Source organism: Pseudomonas sp. AC532, from assembly GCF_979258965.1.
This window is the reverse complement of sequence record NZ_OZ409888.1, coordinates 4,831,654-4,845,772: the sequence shown is the minus strand read 5'-3', so window position 1 is coordinate 4,845,772 and position 14,119 is coordinate 4,831,654. Positions and strand designations below refer to the sequence as shown.

Annotated in this window: 11 protein-coding genes and 1 pseudogene; 2 read left to right on the top strand and 10 right to left on the bottom strand. The window is 64.3% G+C overall.

Annotated elements, in window-relative coordinates; all coding sequences use genetic code 11:
• The first annotated feature begins 64 nt into the window (after positions 1-64).
• A complete protein-coding gene (locus ACZ0AV_RS22580; RefSeq protein ID WP_499153088.1) occupies positions 65-1,195 on the top strand; it encodes a metal-dependent hydrolase in 1,131 nt (376 codons plus the stop codon).
• 190 nt (positions 1,196-1,385) lie between these two features.
• Here ACZ0AV_RS22580 and ACZ0AV_RS22575 read toward each other — a convergent pair whose 3' ends face one another.
• From ACZ0AV_RS22575 to hppD, 7 genes and pseudogenes are all read right to left on the bottom strand, one after another.
• The gene (locus ACZ0AV_RS22575; RefSeq protein ID WP_499153430.1) at positions 1,386-2,099 is read right to left on the bottom strand and encodes a methyl-accepting chemotaxis protein; all 714 of its coding nucleotides are present in this window, start codon (positions 2,097-2,099) and stop codon (positions 1,386-1,388) included.
• A 141-nt stretch (positions 2,100-2,240) separates the two neighbouring features.
• A pseudogene (locus tag ACZ0AV_RS22570) lies at positions 2,241-2,429 on the bottom strand (HAMP domain-containing protein); the annotation flags it as partial.
• A gap of 1,171 nt (positions 2,430-3,600) precedes the next feature.
• Positions 3,601-4,998 carry an amino acid permease gene (locus ACZ0AV_RS22565; protein ID WP_499153087.1) on the bottom strand — a complete coding sequence of 466 codons (1,398 nt, stop codon included), beginning with the start codon at positions 4,996-4,998 and terminating at the stop codon, positions 3,601-3,603.
• Between the two features lie 96 nt (positions 4,999-5,094).
• Entirely contained in the window at positions 5,095-5,745 is a 651-nt protein-coding gene (gene maiA, locus ACZ0AV_RS22560) for a maleylacetoacetate isomerase (RefSeq protein ID WP_499153086.1), read from the bottom strand.
• Between the two features lie 110 nt (positions 5,746-5,855).
• Positions 5,856-6,836 (bottom strand): fumarylacetoacetate hydrolase family protein, encoded by a 981-nt coding sequence (locus tag ACZ0AV_RS22555; protein ID WP_499153085.1) that lies wholly within the window; start codon positions 6,834-6,836, stop codon positions 5,856-5,858.
• Positions 6,836-7,975, bottom strand: a complete 1,140-nt coding sequence (locus ACZ0AV_RS22550) for a homogentisate 1,2-dioxygenase (RefSeq protein ID WP_499153084.1) — start codon at positions 7,973-7,975, stop codon at positions 6,836-6,838. The genes ACZ0AV_RS22555 and ACZ0AV_RS22550 overlap by 1 nt, the downstream gene beginning before the upstream one ends.
• A gap of 4 nt (positions 7,976-7,979) precedes the next feature.
• On the bottom strand, positions 7,980-9,062 hold the full coding sequence (gene hppD, locus ACZ0AV_RS22545; RefSeq protein WP_499153083.1) for a 4-hydroxyphenylpyruvate dioxygenase: 1,083 nt from the start codon (positions 9,060-9,062) through the stop codon (positions 7,980-7,982).
• Positions 9,063-9,365: 303 nt separating this feature from the next.
• Here hppD and ACZ0AV_RS22540 point away from each other — a divergent pair, with 303 nt between their 5' ends.
• The gene (locus ACZ0AV_RS22540) at positions 9,366-9,971 is read left to right on the top strand and encodes a hypothetical protein (protein WP_499153082.1); all 606 of its coding nucleotides are present in this window, start codon (positions 9,366-9,368) and stop codon (positions 9,969-9,971) included.
• 796 nt (positions 9,972-10,767) lie between these two features.
• Here ACZ0AV_RS22540 and ACZ0AV_RS22535 read toward each other — a convergent pair.
• The 3 genes from ACZ0AV_RS22535 to trhO are packed head-to-tail and all read right to left on the bottom strand — an operon-like array spanning position 10,768 to position 14,115.
• The gene (locus ACZ0AV_RS22535; RefSeq protein ID WP_499153081.1) at positions 10,768-12,546 is read right to left on the bottom strand and encodes an ABC transporter ATP-binding protein; all 1,779 of its coding nucleotides are present in this window, start codon (positions 12,544-12,546) and stop codon (positions 10,768-10,770) included.
• Positions 12,539-13,171 carry a DsbA family protein gene (locus ACZ0AV_RS22530; RefSeq protein ID WP_499153080.1) on the bottom strand — a complete coding sequence of 211 codons (633 nt, stop codon included), beginning with the start codon at positions 13,169-13,171 and terminating at the stop codon, positions 12,539-12,541. The genes ACZ0AV_RS22535 and ACZ0AV_RS22530 overlap by 8 nt, the downstream gene beginning before the upstream one ends.
• A 2-nt stretch (positions 13,172-13,173) precedes the next feature.
• Complete coding sequence (gene trhO, locus ACZ0AV_RS22525; protein WP_499153079.1) at positions 13,174-14,115, bottom strand: oxygen-dependent tRNA uridine(34) hydroxylase TrhO; 942 nt, start codon at positions 14,113-14,115, stop codon at positions 13,174-13,176.
• Between the last annotated feature and the right edge of the window lie 4 nt (positions 14,116-14,119).

Here is a 14,119-nt window from a genome sequence, read left to right as displayed (position 1 = left end):
TTGCCGATACAAGATGCGACGCGCTCAAGTAACGTAGTCGACCGCAGGCATTTCAGAGAAGACCATGGACTCGATTACCCAAGCCGTACTCGGCGCCAGCATCCAGGGTGCCCTGCTGGGCCGCTGGCAGGGGCGCAAGGCGCTGGTCTACGGCGCCGTGCTGGGCACGCTACCGGACCTGGATGTAATCATCGACTACGGCGACTCGGTGGCGGCCATGACCTACCACCGAGGTTTCAGCCACTCGTTGTTCGTACTCAGCGGCTTTGCCCTGTTGCTCACCTGGCTGATACGACAATGGCGGCCCAATCCCGGTTATTCGGCGCGGCGGTTGTTTCTGGCGATCTGGCTGGTGCTGATCACCCATCCGCTGCTCGATGCCTTCACCAGTTATGGCACGCAGTTGCTCTGGCCATTCGCACCCACACCGGCAGCCTGGTCGAGTATTTTCATTATCGATCCGGTCTACAGCCTGCCGCTGCTGGGTGCCGTCATCTACGGACTGATCAGGGGCCTGCAGGACAAGGCCAACCCGGTGATCAACTGGGCACTGGCGTTTTCCACCCTGTACCTGGCCTCAAGCCTGGGCGGCAAGTACATGGCCGAACACCGGGTAGAGAGCGAACTGGCGCGCCAGGGCATCGAAGCCGAGGCTATCTTCAGTTCTCCAACGCCATTCAACACCCTGCTGTGGCGGGTCATCGTCATCGATGGGGAGGATTACCACGAAGCACTGGTCGGCTGGTTCGACAGAGCGCCACCGGTGCTGGAACGCATGCCGCGCGGTGCGGGGCTGAGCGAGGCCCTGGCTGATTCGCCGGCCCACCAGCGGTTGAAGTGGTTTACCAACGACATACTTCGCTACGACCGCATCGGCGATCACCTGGTAGTGACCGACCTTCGCCTGGGCGTGACCGGCTTTCACCCGTTCCGCTTCGATTTTGCCCACTGGCAGGACAACGTCTGGAAGGTGCAGCCGTTCATCGAGCGCTGGCCGGCAGAGCGCGGTGACATGCAGCGCCTGGCGCTGCTGCTGGAGCGCATCTGGCACCCCGAAACGCCCGTGCCGCTGGCCTTGTGGGCAAGCGAGCTGAACCGCTACCCGCAGGGCGATAGCGCACCACCCGATGTCCACCTGGCCCCTGGCCGCAAGGCTGCCAGCTCGGCGGACGACGACAGCGACCCAGCGTTGTGAGCCGCGATTGAGCGTGGCGACGACGCAGGAGTGAGCCCAGCTGCTGCAGGCTCAACCAGGGCTGTCGATGCAGCTGTAAGCCACGAGGCCCGATTGCTCGAGCAAGGAGGCTGGGCTGCCGCCGCACAGGCGGCAGCCCAGCCTGAGCCAAACCCCACGCCTGGCCCTGACAGGCGCTAGGCACGGGCCATCAGGTTCGGAACTGCCGCACCAGCCCTTGCAGCTCGACGCCCAGGCGAGCCAGTTCGGCGCTCGAAACGGCAGTTTGCTGGCTGGCACTGGCACTCTGCTCACCGATGTCGCGTACGCGGGTCACGCTCTTGCTGATGGTTTCCGCCACGGCGCTCTGCTCTTCCGCAGCAGCAGCGATCTGCTGGTTCATCTGTTCGATGGTGCTTACTGCCAGGGTGATCCGGCCCAGTGCAGCGCCCGCCTCGCCTGCCAGGCTGACGGTACGCTGGGTCAGCGCGCGGCTGCCCTCCATCTGCTCTGCCGCGCCAGTGGTCAGGCGCTGCAGGTTGGCGATGAGGTTTTCGATTTCCTGGGTAGAGTCATGGGTGCGCCGCGCCAGGGCACGCACCTCGTCGGCGACCACCGCGAAACCGCGGCCCTGATCCCCCGCCCGCGCCGCCTCGATAGCGGCATTGAGGGCCAGCAGATTGGTTTGCTCGGCGACGGCGCGAATCACCTCCAGCACGCTGCCGATGCGCCCGCTTTCCTGGTTCAGCGCCTGCATCGCCTCGGCGGACTGCTCGACCTCCCGGGCCAGCTTGTCCACCTGGCCGATCGCCTGTTGCACCACCTGGTTGCCCTGTTGCGCTTCGCGGTCGGCATCGGCGGCAGCCTGCGAGGCCTGCTCGGCGTTCTGCGCCACTTCCTGCACGGTGGCGGCCATCTGGTGCATGGCGGTGGCGGTCTGTTCGGTTTCCTCTTTCTGGCTCTGCACACCGGCGCTGGTCTGCGCAGTGATGGCCGAGAGCTGCTCGGCTGCCGCGGCGATCTGCCCGACCCCGGTGCCGATCCGCCCGACCAGGTCGCGCAGGCTGCGGGTCATGCCCTGCATGGCGTCGAGCAGTTGACCCAGTTCGTCGCGCCGATCCTGCGGGAGGTCCTGACTGAGATCGCCCTGGGCGATGCGCTGGGCGAAGGCCACCGTCTGGCGCAGCGGCGCGACGATGGAGCGGCTGATGCTCAACGCGGCGAACAGCCCGATCACCACCGCTGCGACGCCCATGCTGCCCAGCAGCAGCATGGCCTTGCGGCTATCGTCGCCCATGCTCTGCTCTTCGAGGTTCTTGGCCTGGTCGGCGAGCGCCAGCACCTGATCGGCCTGCTGCAGCATGGCCGCATCGCTGGCCTTGCTCTGTTCGAACAGTTGCTGAAAGCTGGCGAAGGCCTGCTGGTAGGCCCCGAGCGCCACCAGCGCCGCTTCGATGGCGCGCTTCTGGTCTTCATCGAGCCACACCATCAGCCCGTTTGCCGATGACTGCAGGTCGGAGCTGACGAAATTCCATTCTTCCAGCGCATCCGGGGACCCGTCGATGATGAACTGGCTTTCATGGCTGCGCAGTTCGAGCATGCGCTTGCTGAGGTTGGACGCGGTTTCCGCCAGGGTCAGCGGGTCGCTGCCGCGCAGCTTGTCGCCGGCCAGGCGCAACTCACGCACGGCGTCGTACATGTCCAATTCGATCATTTCGAACTGACCGCGCGCCTCCTGGGCCGCGTCGCTCATCTGCACGCGAGCCTGGCCCGCACGGGTCTGCTGCTGCACGCTGGCGTCGAACTGTTCGAGGTAGTCCGCGGTGGCGGCGTCCATCGCCTGCAGGCGTTCGCGCTCCGCGGGTGTGGCGCTGGCGATCTGCTCGGCCAACCCGGCACGTACCGAGGCGAGCTGGTCACGCATGCGCTGGGCATCGGCTTCACTGTGGCTGATGGCGTAATCGCGCTCGAGCCGCCGAGCGCCGAGGATCTGCGCATTGATGGTCGACAGACCGACGGATTGGGAATGGCCCTGCATGACCGCCTGCACGGCGACGAACCCGCTGCCAGTCACCGCAACGGTCAGCAGCAGTACCAGGCCAAAGCCCACCAGAAGTTTCTTGCCTACGGAAAGGTCGACGAACAGTCGAGTGGCAGAATGCACCATCTAAGCGGCTCCATTTATTTTTATACGTCGCGTTGCGCGAACACCTTGTCGGTGCTCGCGCGGGTAGTGTTGTCAATCAGTTGATCGGCTGACAGGCGCAGATCATTAGCGAAAGCTTAGTAATACCAAGTGGCCACTATAGCGGCAGGCCGACACGGCTGTTTGCCATCGCATGACAAAAGATTGCCGCTCCCAGCACCAGGCAACAGTAGATTGCGCGCTGTCCCGCAGCATCGCGCTGCGGGGGGGCAACCCGCGCTCACCCGGCCTGGCGGGCGAGCCGGCGTTGGCGTAGCTGGAAAGAGACCCAGATGAACAGCAGCCAGAACGGGATGGCGAACACCGACAGGCGAATGCCCGGGATGAACAGCATCACGCCCAGGATGAACAACACGAAGGCCAGGCACAGGTAGTTGGCGAACGGGAACCAGAACGCCTTGAAGGACGGTTCCACGCCCCTGGCCTGCATGGCTTTGCGGAATTTGATATGGGCCAGGCTGATCATCGCCCAGTTGATCACCAGGGCGGCGACCACCAGGGACATCAGCAACTCCAGGGCGCTTTTCGGCACCAGGTAGTTGACCACCACGCAGATCAGCGTGAACGCCGCCGAGAAGAAGATCGCCAGCACCGGCACGCCGCGCTTGTCGACCTTGAGCAGCGACTTGGGTGCGTTGCCCTGCTCGGCAAGGCCATAGAGCATGCGGCTGTTGCAGTACACGCCGCTGTTGTAGACCGACAGCGCGGCGGTAAGCACCACGAAATTGAGGATATGCGCGGCGGTGTCGCTGCCGATCAGCGAGAAGATCTGCACGAAGGGGCTGCTGCCGTAGGAGTCGCCACCGGCGGTGAGGGTCGCCACCAGATCGTCCCAGGGGTGCAGTGACAACAGCACGGTCAGCGCGCCGACGTAGAAGATCAGGATGCGATAGACCACCTGGTTGATCGCCTTGGGGATCACCGTTTTCGGCTGGTCGGCCTCGGCTGCGGTAATGCCCACCAGCTCCAGGCCGCCGAAGGAGAACATGATGATGGCCATCATCATCACCAGCCCTGACACGCCGTTGGGGAAAAAGCCGCCGTGGCTCCACAGATTGCTTACCGACGCCTGCTCGCCGCCGGCGCCGCTGAATAGCAGGTAGCAGCCGAGCAGGATCATGCCGATGATCGCCACCACCTTGATGATCGAGAACCAGAACTCGGTCTCGCCAAACACCCGCACGTTGGTCAGGTTGATGGCGTTGATGAACACGAAGAACACCGCCGCGGTGGCCCAGGTCGGCACTTCCGGCCACCAGTACTGCACGTATTTGCCCACTGCGGTGAGTTCGGCCATGCCGACCAGCACGTACAGCACCCAGTAGTTCCAGCCCGACAGAAAGCCCGCGAATGGTCCCCAGTAAGCGTGGGCGAAGTGGCTGAACGAGCCGGCCACCGGCTCTTCGACGATCATCTCGCCAAGCTGGCGCATGATCAGGAAGGCAATGAAGCCGCCAATCGCGTAGCCGAGGATCATCGACGGCCCGGCGGAAGCCATGACCCCGGCCGAACCGAGAAACAGGCCGGTACCGATGGCGCCACCCAGGGCGATCAACTGAATGTGGCGGTTCTTCAGGCCGCGCTTGAGCGGGCCGGTCTGGAGCATGTCGCTTGGCATCTGTCACCTGTGGGTGATCGACCGTGACGGGATCGAACCCGCTCGGCTCATGGCCAGGCGGAATGGCTGGGGTCTCGCGCTTACCTGCCGCCGGTTTTACTGCGCGTCGGGCTGGGCGTCCGGTGCGGCGTGCCGGAAAGCCTCCAGGGCTTCACAGCGTGCGGTCAGGGCGAGGATGCGAGGGTACGCATCGAGGTCACAGTCGAAACGGCGCGCATTGTACACCTGTGGAACCAAACAGGCTTCCAGATAGCCCGGCCGTTTGGCGAGAGAGAATGCGTCATCGTATACCGCCAGCCCCTGCTCCACGGCAGCCAGGCCCTCGGCGACCCAATGCCGGTACCAGGCGTTTTTCTGCTCTTCAGAGACGCCCAGCTCGCTGGCGAGGTACTGCAGTACCCGCAAGTTGTTGAGCGGGTGCACTTCACAGGCGATGTGCAGCGCCAGGGCGCGCACCGCCGCACGCTGCAGGGGATCGTCGGGAAGAATCGCCGGCACCGGGAAGACCTCGTCGAGGTATTCGAGAATCGCCAGGGACTGGGCGATCCGCGCGCCGCCGTTTTCCTCGTCCACCAGCAGTGGTACCAGGCCCTGCGGATTCAACGCCCGAAAAGCCTCGCCATGCTGTTCGCCACCCTCGCGCACCAGGTGCACCGGCACCTGCCGATAGGCCACGCCCTTGAGGTTGAGGGCGATACGCACCCGGTATGCGGCGCTGGAGCGCCAGTAGCCGTATAGCGTCAACACGGTGACCTCCCCTATTCATCGAAACCCGCCCCAAGGCGAATCAGGCGGCCTGCGCCGAGTACGCGGCAAAGCAGCTATCGCCTCGCGCCGGGGGCGACGCCTCCTACAGGCTAGGGATAGCGCTCTACCTGCTGGTCGATGGCGCCAAAGATGCTCGCGCCGGCCGCATCGAACATCTCGATGCGCACCCGGTCGCCAAACCGGAGAAACGGGGTTTTCGCCTCACCGTGTTCGAGCAGCTCCAGCATGCGTTTTTCGGCCAGACAGCTGGAGCCCGCGCTGCGGTCATAGTTCGACACCGTGCCCGAGCCGATGATGGTGCCGCTGCCGAGCGGCCGGGTGCGTGCGGCATGGGCGACCAGGGTCGGAAAGTCGAAGGTCATGTCGGTGCCTGCATCGGGCTGGCCGAACAGGCTGCCGTTGATGTGCGACACCAGTGGCCGATGCACGCGCCCGTCGCGCCAGCTCTCGCCAAGCTCGTCCGGGGTGACGGCTACCGGCGAAAAGCTCGACGACGGTTTGCTCTGGTAGAAGCCAAAACCCTTGGCCAGCTCGCCAGGAATCAGGTTGCGCAGCGACACGTCGTTGACCAGCAGCAGCAACTGCACGTGCGCGAGTGCCTGTGCAGGCGTGACGCCCATGGGCACGTCGTCGGTGATCACCGCCAGTTCGGCCTCAAGGTCGATGCCCCAGGCTTCGTCACCCAGGCGAATCGGCGCATGGGGCGCGATGAAGACGTCCGAGCCGCCCTGGTACATCAGCGGCTCGTGCCAGAACGACTCGGGCATCTCGGCGCCACGCGCCTTGCGCACCAGTTCCACATGGTTGACGTAGGCACTGCCATCGGCCCAGTGATAGGCGCGCGGCAGCGGGCTGTGGCAAGCGCGCTGATCGAAGTCGAAGGCGGCAGTTTCCAGGCCGTCATTGAGGCGCTGATAAACCGCCTCCAGCTGCGGCCGCTTGCTCGCCCATTCATCCAGCGCGGCCTGCAATGTAGGGGCGATTGCGGGCACCTCGGTGGCGCGGGACAGATCGCGGGACACGACCACCAGCACGCCATCGCGGCCGCTGTTCAGCGAGGCCAGTTTCATCAGGACTCCTTGCCCGGCGCACGCCAGGAATTTACGTATTCGGCGACATCCACCGCGGCGGCAGCATCGGCCACTTCGAGGGCGCGGCGCGTGTCGATCATCACTGCCACTTCGTCAGTGAAGCTGGCAGGATCGATCTGTGCCTTCTTTAGCGCCTTGGGGTGCGGGCCATGGGGGAATCCGCACGGGTGCAGAGTGACCATGCCGGCCTCGATGTTGTCGCGGCTGAAGAAATTGCCGCGGTGGTAGAACAGCACTTCGTCGTAGTCGTCGTTGTTGTGGAAGAACGGCACCTTCAGCGCGCCGGGATCGGACTCCACCGGCCGCGGGGTGAAGGTGCAGACCACGAAACCGTTGGCCACGAAGGTGGTGTGCACCGACGGCGGCAGGTGGTAACGGTGGCTCACCAGCGGGCGGATATCACGCCAGTTGAGGCGCACCACGGTGTTGTCGCCATGCCAGCCGACCACGTCCAGCGGGTTGTAGGGGTAGGTCACGGTACTGATCTGGTTGCGTCGCTTGATGCGGATCTGCCAGTGGCTTTCGTCCTGCTGGGCCTTGAAGGCCTCGTCGATGTGCGGGTGTTCGAGCACGCCCGGGTCGAAAATCGCCTGGGGGCCGAGCAGGCCCTTGTCGGGCAATTGATAGGCGCCGTCGGTATTCTCGATCAGCAGAAAATGACTGGGTACCGTCGGCTCGATACGCCAGGCGGTGCCACGGGGAATCACCAGATAATCACCATCGCGGTATTCCAGGTGACCGAAATCGCAATGGAAGTGCCCTGCACCGTCATGCACGAAGAGCAGCTCGTCGCCATCGCTGTTGCGCACCAGGTGGGTCATGGCGCTGGCGGTCTTCCACACCCGCAGGCGGATGTCGGCGTTGTGCAGGGTCAGCGGCGCCGCAAGCGGGCAGTCGTGCTCACTGGGAATCTGGTTGAAGTTGAAGGCGTGAGGGCGCAATGGCCCCTGCCAATCCACCCAGCCCGTGGGCGGATGCCTGTGGTGCAGGTGAGTAACGGGGCCGAAGAAGCCTTCGCGGCCCATTTCCCGCTCGTAGGTATCGGCCGGGAAGTCGCAATGCGCCTGGCGCGAGTGCTCGCCTTCACGCAGAGGGAAGCTGATCCATTTGCGGCTCATGGCGTCATTCCTCGCTGATTACACCGCGACGCAGCTGATCTTCCTCGATGGATTCGAACAGGGCCTTGAAATTGCCCTCGCCGAAGCCCTGATTGCCCTTGCGCTGGATGATTTCGAAGAAGATCGGACCGATCACGGTATTGGTGAAGATCTGCAGCAGGATGCCGTCGTCGCCCGGCGCTCCGTCAATCAACAGACTCAGGTCACGCAGCACGTCCAGTGGTTCACCATGCCCGGCCACGCGCTGGTCGACTTTCTCGTAGTAGGTATCCGGCGTGTGCATGAAGGCGACGCCGTTGGCCTGCAGCTTGCGCACCGTGGCGTAGATGTCGTCGGTGGACAACGCGATGTGCTGGATGCCCTCGCCGTGGTACTCGCGGATGAATTCCTCGATCTGCGACTTGTCGTCGGCCGACTCGTTGATGGGGATGCGGATCTTGCCGCAGGGCGCGGTCATGGCGCGAGATACCAGACCGGTGAGCTTGCCTTCGATATCGAAATAGCGGATCTCGCGAAAGCCTGCAATACGCTCGTAGAAACCGGACCAGACATCCATCTGCCCACGCTTCACGTTGTGCGTCAGGTGATCGATCATCTGCAGGCCGACGGCGTGGTCGTTTGGGCCACGGCCTTCGATGAACTCGAAGTCCACGTCATAGATGCTGTGTTCACCATAGCGGTCCACCAAGTACAGCAGCGAACCACCGATGCCCTCGACGCAGGGAATGTTCAACTCGCCGAAATTGGCATGACTGCCGACCAGGGTCGCGCCCTGCTCCTTCACGTAGGCGGCGGCCTGGGCGGCGTTGCGCACCCGGAAAGCCATGGCGCAGGCACTGGGACCGTGCTTCTCGGCGAAGGCGTGGACGTGCCCGGTCGGGCTGCCATTGAGGACGAAATTGACGCCGTGCTGCTGGAATAGCCAGACCTGCTTGCTGCGGTGCCTGGCGGTCTCGGTAAAACCCATGGCGCTGAACAGCTGGCGCAACTGCTCGATGCCCTCGGGGGTTGGCGCAGTGAATTCGACGAACTCGAAACCATCGGTTCCGATCGGGTTGTGCTGCTCGATTCTGGCCACGGCGTTCATGGGTTGCCCTCGTTGTGGTTATGGCGTCATGACAATCGAGCCGGACCGGGGCAACAAGGCCTCTGTCCATCGCAACGCACCAACCTGCAGGGCCGGCTGGCAAGCATTCGATACATCGCCAGGAAACTCAGCGGATTTTCCGTAGACAGGCCGTCTCGACTGCCCCATCCCTGTAAACCTTTCGTTACGCCACGGTCGAATTCACTGCCGACGAGATGATGGCCGAATGACAGGCGGGCAGACGCAAACGCTGCCAGAATGACAGCAGTCCGCCCTGCCACACCGATAACAACAGAGGCCACCATGAGCAGTGAAACGCCATCAGACGTCGAGAGCCCGGCAGCCGCCTTCGATCTTGCCCCCGACAGTGATGAGGCACGCCTGGCCAAGCTGGAAAAAGCCGGCCGGCTGAACCGCATCCTCATCTTCGCGCTGGCGCTGCTGCTGTTCATCGTGCTGTCCAGCCTGGCGACCTCGGCGATGGTGAACATGCTCGCCGACGAGCCACCACCGTTCGATCCCGAAGCGTTCGCCGCGCTGCAGCACCGTGCCGAAGCCCTGGAAAAGGAATTGGCCGGCCTGAAGGAGGATCAGAAACGCCAGGACGCTCTGTTGAAACTGGCCGCCACGCCGCCACCGCCCGCGCCAGTCGCCGCGGCGCCAGCGGCACCACCGGCCCAGGACATTGCCGCCTTGAAACTCATGGGTCGCACCCTGCTGGGCCAGGAGCAGAGTTTTCAGCAGAGCCTGCAGGCCCTCAAGAACGGCATGCGCGACCTGGCCGACATGATCCCTGGATCACGCAGTTGGCTGGATGATTACAACGAAGAACTCGACAAGGCCGTCAACGCCAGCGTGCAACGCACCAAGGCGATCCAGCAGTGGGGCAGCAAGCTGCCGCACGAGTAGGGACTGTTTTCGATGGCACGGCGGATCGATTCCAATGATGTGCCAAGGCGGCAATCGTTCGCGCCGGGGGCGACGCTCCTACGCGCATGGTGCGGACGTCGCGATACCTCGTAGGAGCCGCGACCCCGCGGCGAAGGGCGTATACGACGCCGATACCACACTCGGCCACAATTTCTCGCGCCGGGGGCGACGCTCCTACGCGCATGGTGGGGACGCCGCGATTCCTCGTAGGAGCCGCGCCCCCGCGGCGAAGGGCGTATACGACGCCGATACCACACTCGGCCACAATTTCTCGCGCCGGGGGCGACGCTCCTACGCGACTGTGGGACGTCGCGATACCTTGTAGGAGCCGCGACCCCGCGGCGAAGGGCGTATACGACGCCGATACCACACTCGGCCACAATTTCTCGCGCCGGGGGCGACGCTCCTACGCGCATGGTGGGGACGTCGCGATTCCTCGTAGGAGCCGCGACCCCGCGGCGAAGGGCGTATACGACGCCGATACCACACTGGCCACAATTTCTCGCGCCGTGGGCAACGCGCCTACGCGCATGGTGGGGACGTCGCGATTCCTCGTAGGAGCCGCGACCCCGCGGCGAATGGCGTGTACGAAGCCGATACCACACTCGGCCACAATTTCGCGCGCCCGGGGCGACGCTCCTACGCGCATGGTGGGACGTCGCGATTCCTCGTAGGAGCCGCGACCCCGCGGCGAATGGTGGGTGTACTGCGTGACTGGCTGAATGAGCATCGTAGCCAGCGCGCCGCAGCGACAGGCCCAGGAGCTGGCAGCCCGCTAGTGTTGCAGGTTGCCGTAGAGCTTGGCGTACAGACCGCCTTCTGCGATCAACTGGCGATGGTCGCCATCTTCGGCAACGCTGCCGCCATCGAATACCAGCACCCGGTCCGCCTGTTTCACCGCGCTCAGGCGGTGGGCGATGATCAGGGTGGTGCGGCCGTGGAGAAACTGCGCCAAGGCTTTATGCAGGGCGTACTCGGTGGCGGCGTCTAGCGCCGAAGTGGCTTCGTCGAGGATCACCACCCGCGGCTCGGCCAGCACCATGCGCGCGATGGCCAGGCGCTGGCGCTGCCCACCGGACAGACGCACGCCGGAACGGCCGACCACGGTGTCCAGGCCCTGGGGCAACTGGCGAATGGTGGTGGCCAACTGGGCGATGGTCAGTGCTTGCCAGCAGGCTTCGTCACTGCGCTCGCGGCCCATGCACAGATTGGCACGCACGGTGTCGTTGAACAGCGCCGGGTGCTGCAGCACCACCGCGACATGCTCACGGATCACCGGCAGGCCGATCTCTTCCTGGCTGCTGCCACCGAACCGGATCACTCCGGCCTGGGGCGTATACAGGCCCAGCAGCAATTGCACCAGGGTGCTTTTGCCACCGCCGCTGGCGCCGACGATGGCGACCTTCTCGCCGGGCGCAATGGACAGGTTGAGCCCCGCCAGCACTGGCTCCTCGCCATAGGAAAAGGTCAGGTCGTGGATGTCGATCCCCACGGTTTCACGGCCCGTGAACGGGTCGGCGCCGCCAACGTAATCCGGCTCGTCACGCCGGCCGAGCAGTTCGTTGATCCGCGTCAGCGCGCCACCGGCGGCATAGAACGCGTATTGCAGGCTGAGCAGCTGCTCCACCGGGCCGATCATGAACCACAGGTAGCTGAACACGGCGAGCATCTGGCCGATGGACAAGTCGGAGAACAGCACGGTAAGCATCGCCGCCGCCCGGAACACGTCGATGCCGAACTGGAACAGCAGGCCACTTGCGCGGTTCGAGGCGTCGGTCTTCCATTGCGAGGCCACGGCGTAGTCACGCACTTCTCGGGCACGCCCACCGAGGCGGCCGAGAAAGTAGCCCTGGCGGTTGCCGGCGCGCACTTCCTGGATCGAATCCAGGGTTTCCGTCAGCGCCTGAGTGAAATGCGAGGTGCTGTCGTTCTCGAGTTTTTTCAGGTGCTTGACGCGCTTGCCCAGTTGTACCGTGGCGTAGATCACCAGCGGGTTGAACAGCAGGATCAGCAACGCCAGCTTCCAGTGCATCCACAGCAGAATCCCCGAGGTGCCGGCCAGGGTCAGCACGCCGACCAGGAAACGGCTCAGGGTTTCGCCGATGAATTTGTCCAGGGTGTCGAGGTCGGTCACCAGGTGGGTGGTCACCGTGCCGCCGCCGAGGCTTTCGTACTCGGCAAGGGAGATGCGCTTGAGGCGCTCGATGAGGCGTATGCGAATGCGGTAGACGATGTCCTTGGAGAGCCGTGCGAACAGCCGTGCCTGCACCACGTTGAAGATCAGCGCAAAGCCGCGCAGCACGAAGGTCAGCGCCAGCATCAACAGTATGTAGCCGACCGCGCTCTGCCAGGCCTCGGGCAGGAAATTGTCCATCACCTTGAGCGCGGTATTGCCGTCGCCCAGCAATACCTCGTCCACCAGCAATGGCAGCAGCAGGGGAATCGGCACACTGCACAGGGTCGCCAGCACGGCGACCAGATTGGCGACGATCAGCGCGCGCTTGTGGCGCAGGGCCAGGCGACGAATTTCCGCCCAGCTCAGGCGATCAACCATCGATGGCGTGCTCCAGCCAGCGCGCGAGCAAGGGCGACAGCGCCTCGACAGGTTGATAGCCATTGGTAAGCAGGGCCAGGCGCCCACGGTTCTCCGCCAGCAGCGTCGGGAACCCGGCGATGCCGAGGTCCTGCACCCAGCTAAAATCAGCGGCGGTAGCGCTGTGCTGCTCTTCGCTGTCGAACGCCTCGGCGAACTCGATCCGTGGAATGCCGACCTCCTCGGCCAGCTTCACCAGGGTCGGCGCGCGGGTCACGTCCGCGCCTTCCTGGTAGAACGCCTGCTGGATGCGTCGCGCCATGGGCCAGGCGCTCTGCGCATCGAGCTTGCGCACGGTGACCACCGCGCGGCAGGCCGCTTCAGTGTCGTAGCACATGCCTTCGGGCAGACCGGCATCGAAGTCGAACAGTTGCCCGGTGCTGGCATTGACCGCCTGCCAGTAGCCCAGGTAACGGACTCGCGCCGCGGCGTCGATGGCCACCTGGTCACGGCGCAGGCCGCCGAGCACCAGCTCCATCGGCACGCCGCGCTCGGCAGCCTGAGCGGCCAGTGCCTCGACCACCGGCGCGAAGCCCCAGCACCAGGAACACATCGGGTCCATCACATAGAGCAGGCGCGCGTGCATCCTCAGGCCTCGGTTTTCTGACGGGGGTTGTTGCCCAGAGGATGGGGCTGATTGCGGACTTTCGCCAGCTCGATCTGCCGCTGACGCTCGCGAGCCCCTTCGCGGGTTTTCTCCGGCAGCGAATCCCAGCAATGCGGGCAGCTCACGCCCGGGCTGAAGTATTCGCTGGCACGATCTTCGACAGAGATCGGCGTACGGCAGGCGTGGCACTGGTCGTAGTCGCCTTCACTGAGGTCATGGCGCACGGTCACGCGGTTATCGAACACGAAGCAGTCGCCCTGCCACCGGGTCTCTTCCTGCGGCACGTCCTCGAGGTATTTGAGAATGCCGCCCTTGAGGTGATAGACCTCCTCGAACCCTTCGTTGAGCATGTAGCTGGAGGCCTTTTCGCAACGGATGCCGCCGGTGCAGAACATTGCCACTTTTTTGTGTTTGCTGGGGTCGAAGTGCTCGCGAATGTAATCCGGGAACTCGCGAAACGACTTGGTCTGCGGGTCGATGGCGCCTTCGAAGGTGCCGATGGCCACTTCGTAATCGTTGCGGGTGTCGATCAGCAGCACCTCGGGATCGCTGATCAGCGCGTTCCAGTCCTTCGGCTCCACATAAGTGCCGACCCGCTGGTTGGGATCAACGCCCGGCACGCCCAGAGTGACGATTTCCTTCTTCAACTTGACCTTGGTGCGGTAGAACGGCTGCTCGGCGCAGTAGGACTCCTTGTGGTCCACGTCGGCCAGGCGCGGGTCCTGAGCGAACCAGGCGAACAGCCCATCGATGCCGACACGGCTACCGGACACCGTGCCGTTGATGCCCTCTTCGGCGAGCAGCAGCGTGCCCTTTATGCCGTTGGCCAGCAGGGTGTCGAGCAGAGGTTGGCGCAGCGCCTGGTAGTCCGGCAGGGAGACGAACTTGTAGAGCGCCGCGACCACGATGGGGTTGTCGGTCATTGCA

Excerpts from the sequence above, each read along its gene's own strand:
- ACZ0AV_RS22580 (WP_499153088.1), top strand. The coding sequence starts at position 65 with ATGGACTCGATTACCCAAGCCGTACTCGGCGCCAGCATCCAGGGTGCC.
- ACZ0AV_RS22575 (WP_499153430.1), bottom strand. The coding sequence starts at position 2,099 with ATGCACCAGATGGCCGCCACCGTGCAGGAAGTGGCGCAGAACGCCGAG.
- ACZ0AV_RS22565 (WP_499153087.1), bottom strand. The coding sequence starts at position 4,998 with ATGCCAAGCGACATGCTCCAGACCGGCCCGCTCAAGCGCGGCCTGAAG.
- ACZ0AV_RS22555 (WP_499153085.1), bottom strand. The coding sequence starts at position 6,836 with ATGAAACTGGCCTCGCTGAACAGCGGCCGCGATGGCGTGCTGGTGGTC.
- ACZ0AV_RS22550 (WP_499153084.1), bottom strand. The coding sequence starts at position 7,975 with ATGAGCCGCAAATGGATCAGCTTCCCTCTGCGTGAAGGCGAGCACTCG.
- hppD (WP_499153083.1), bottom strand. The coding sequence starts at position 9,062 with ATGAACGCCGTGGCCAGAATCGAGCAGCACAACCCGATCGGAACCGAT.
- ACZ0AV_RS22540 (WP_499153082.1), top strand. The coding sequence starts at position 9,366 with ATGAGCAGTGAAACGCCATCAGACGTCGAGAGCCCGGCAGCCGCCTTC.
- ACZ0AV_RS22535 (WP_499153081.1), bottom strand. The coding sequence starts at position 12,546 with ATGGTTGATCGCCTGAGCTGGGCGGAAATTCGTCGCCTGGCCCTGCGC.
- ACZ0AV_RS22530 (WP_499153080.1), bottom strand. The coding sequence starts at position 13,171 with ATGCACGCGCGCCTGCTCTATGTGATGGACCCGATGTGTTCCTGGTGC.
- trhO (WP_499153079.1), bottom strand. The coding sequence starts at position 14,115 with ATGACCGACAACCCCATCGTGGTCGCGGCGCTCTACAAGTTCGTCTCC.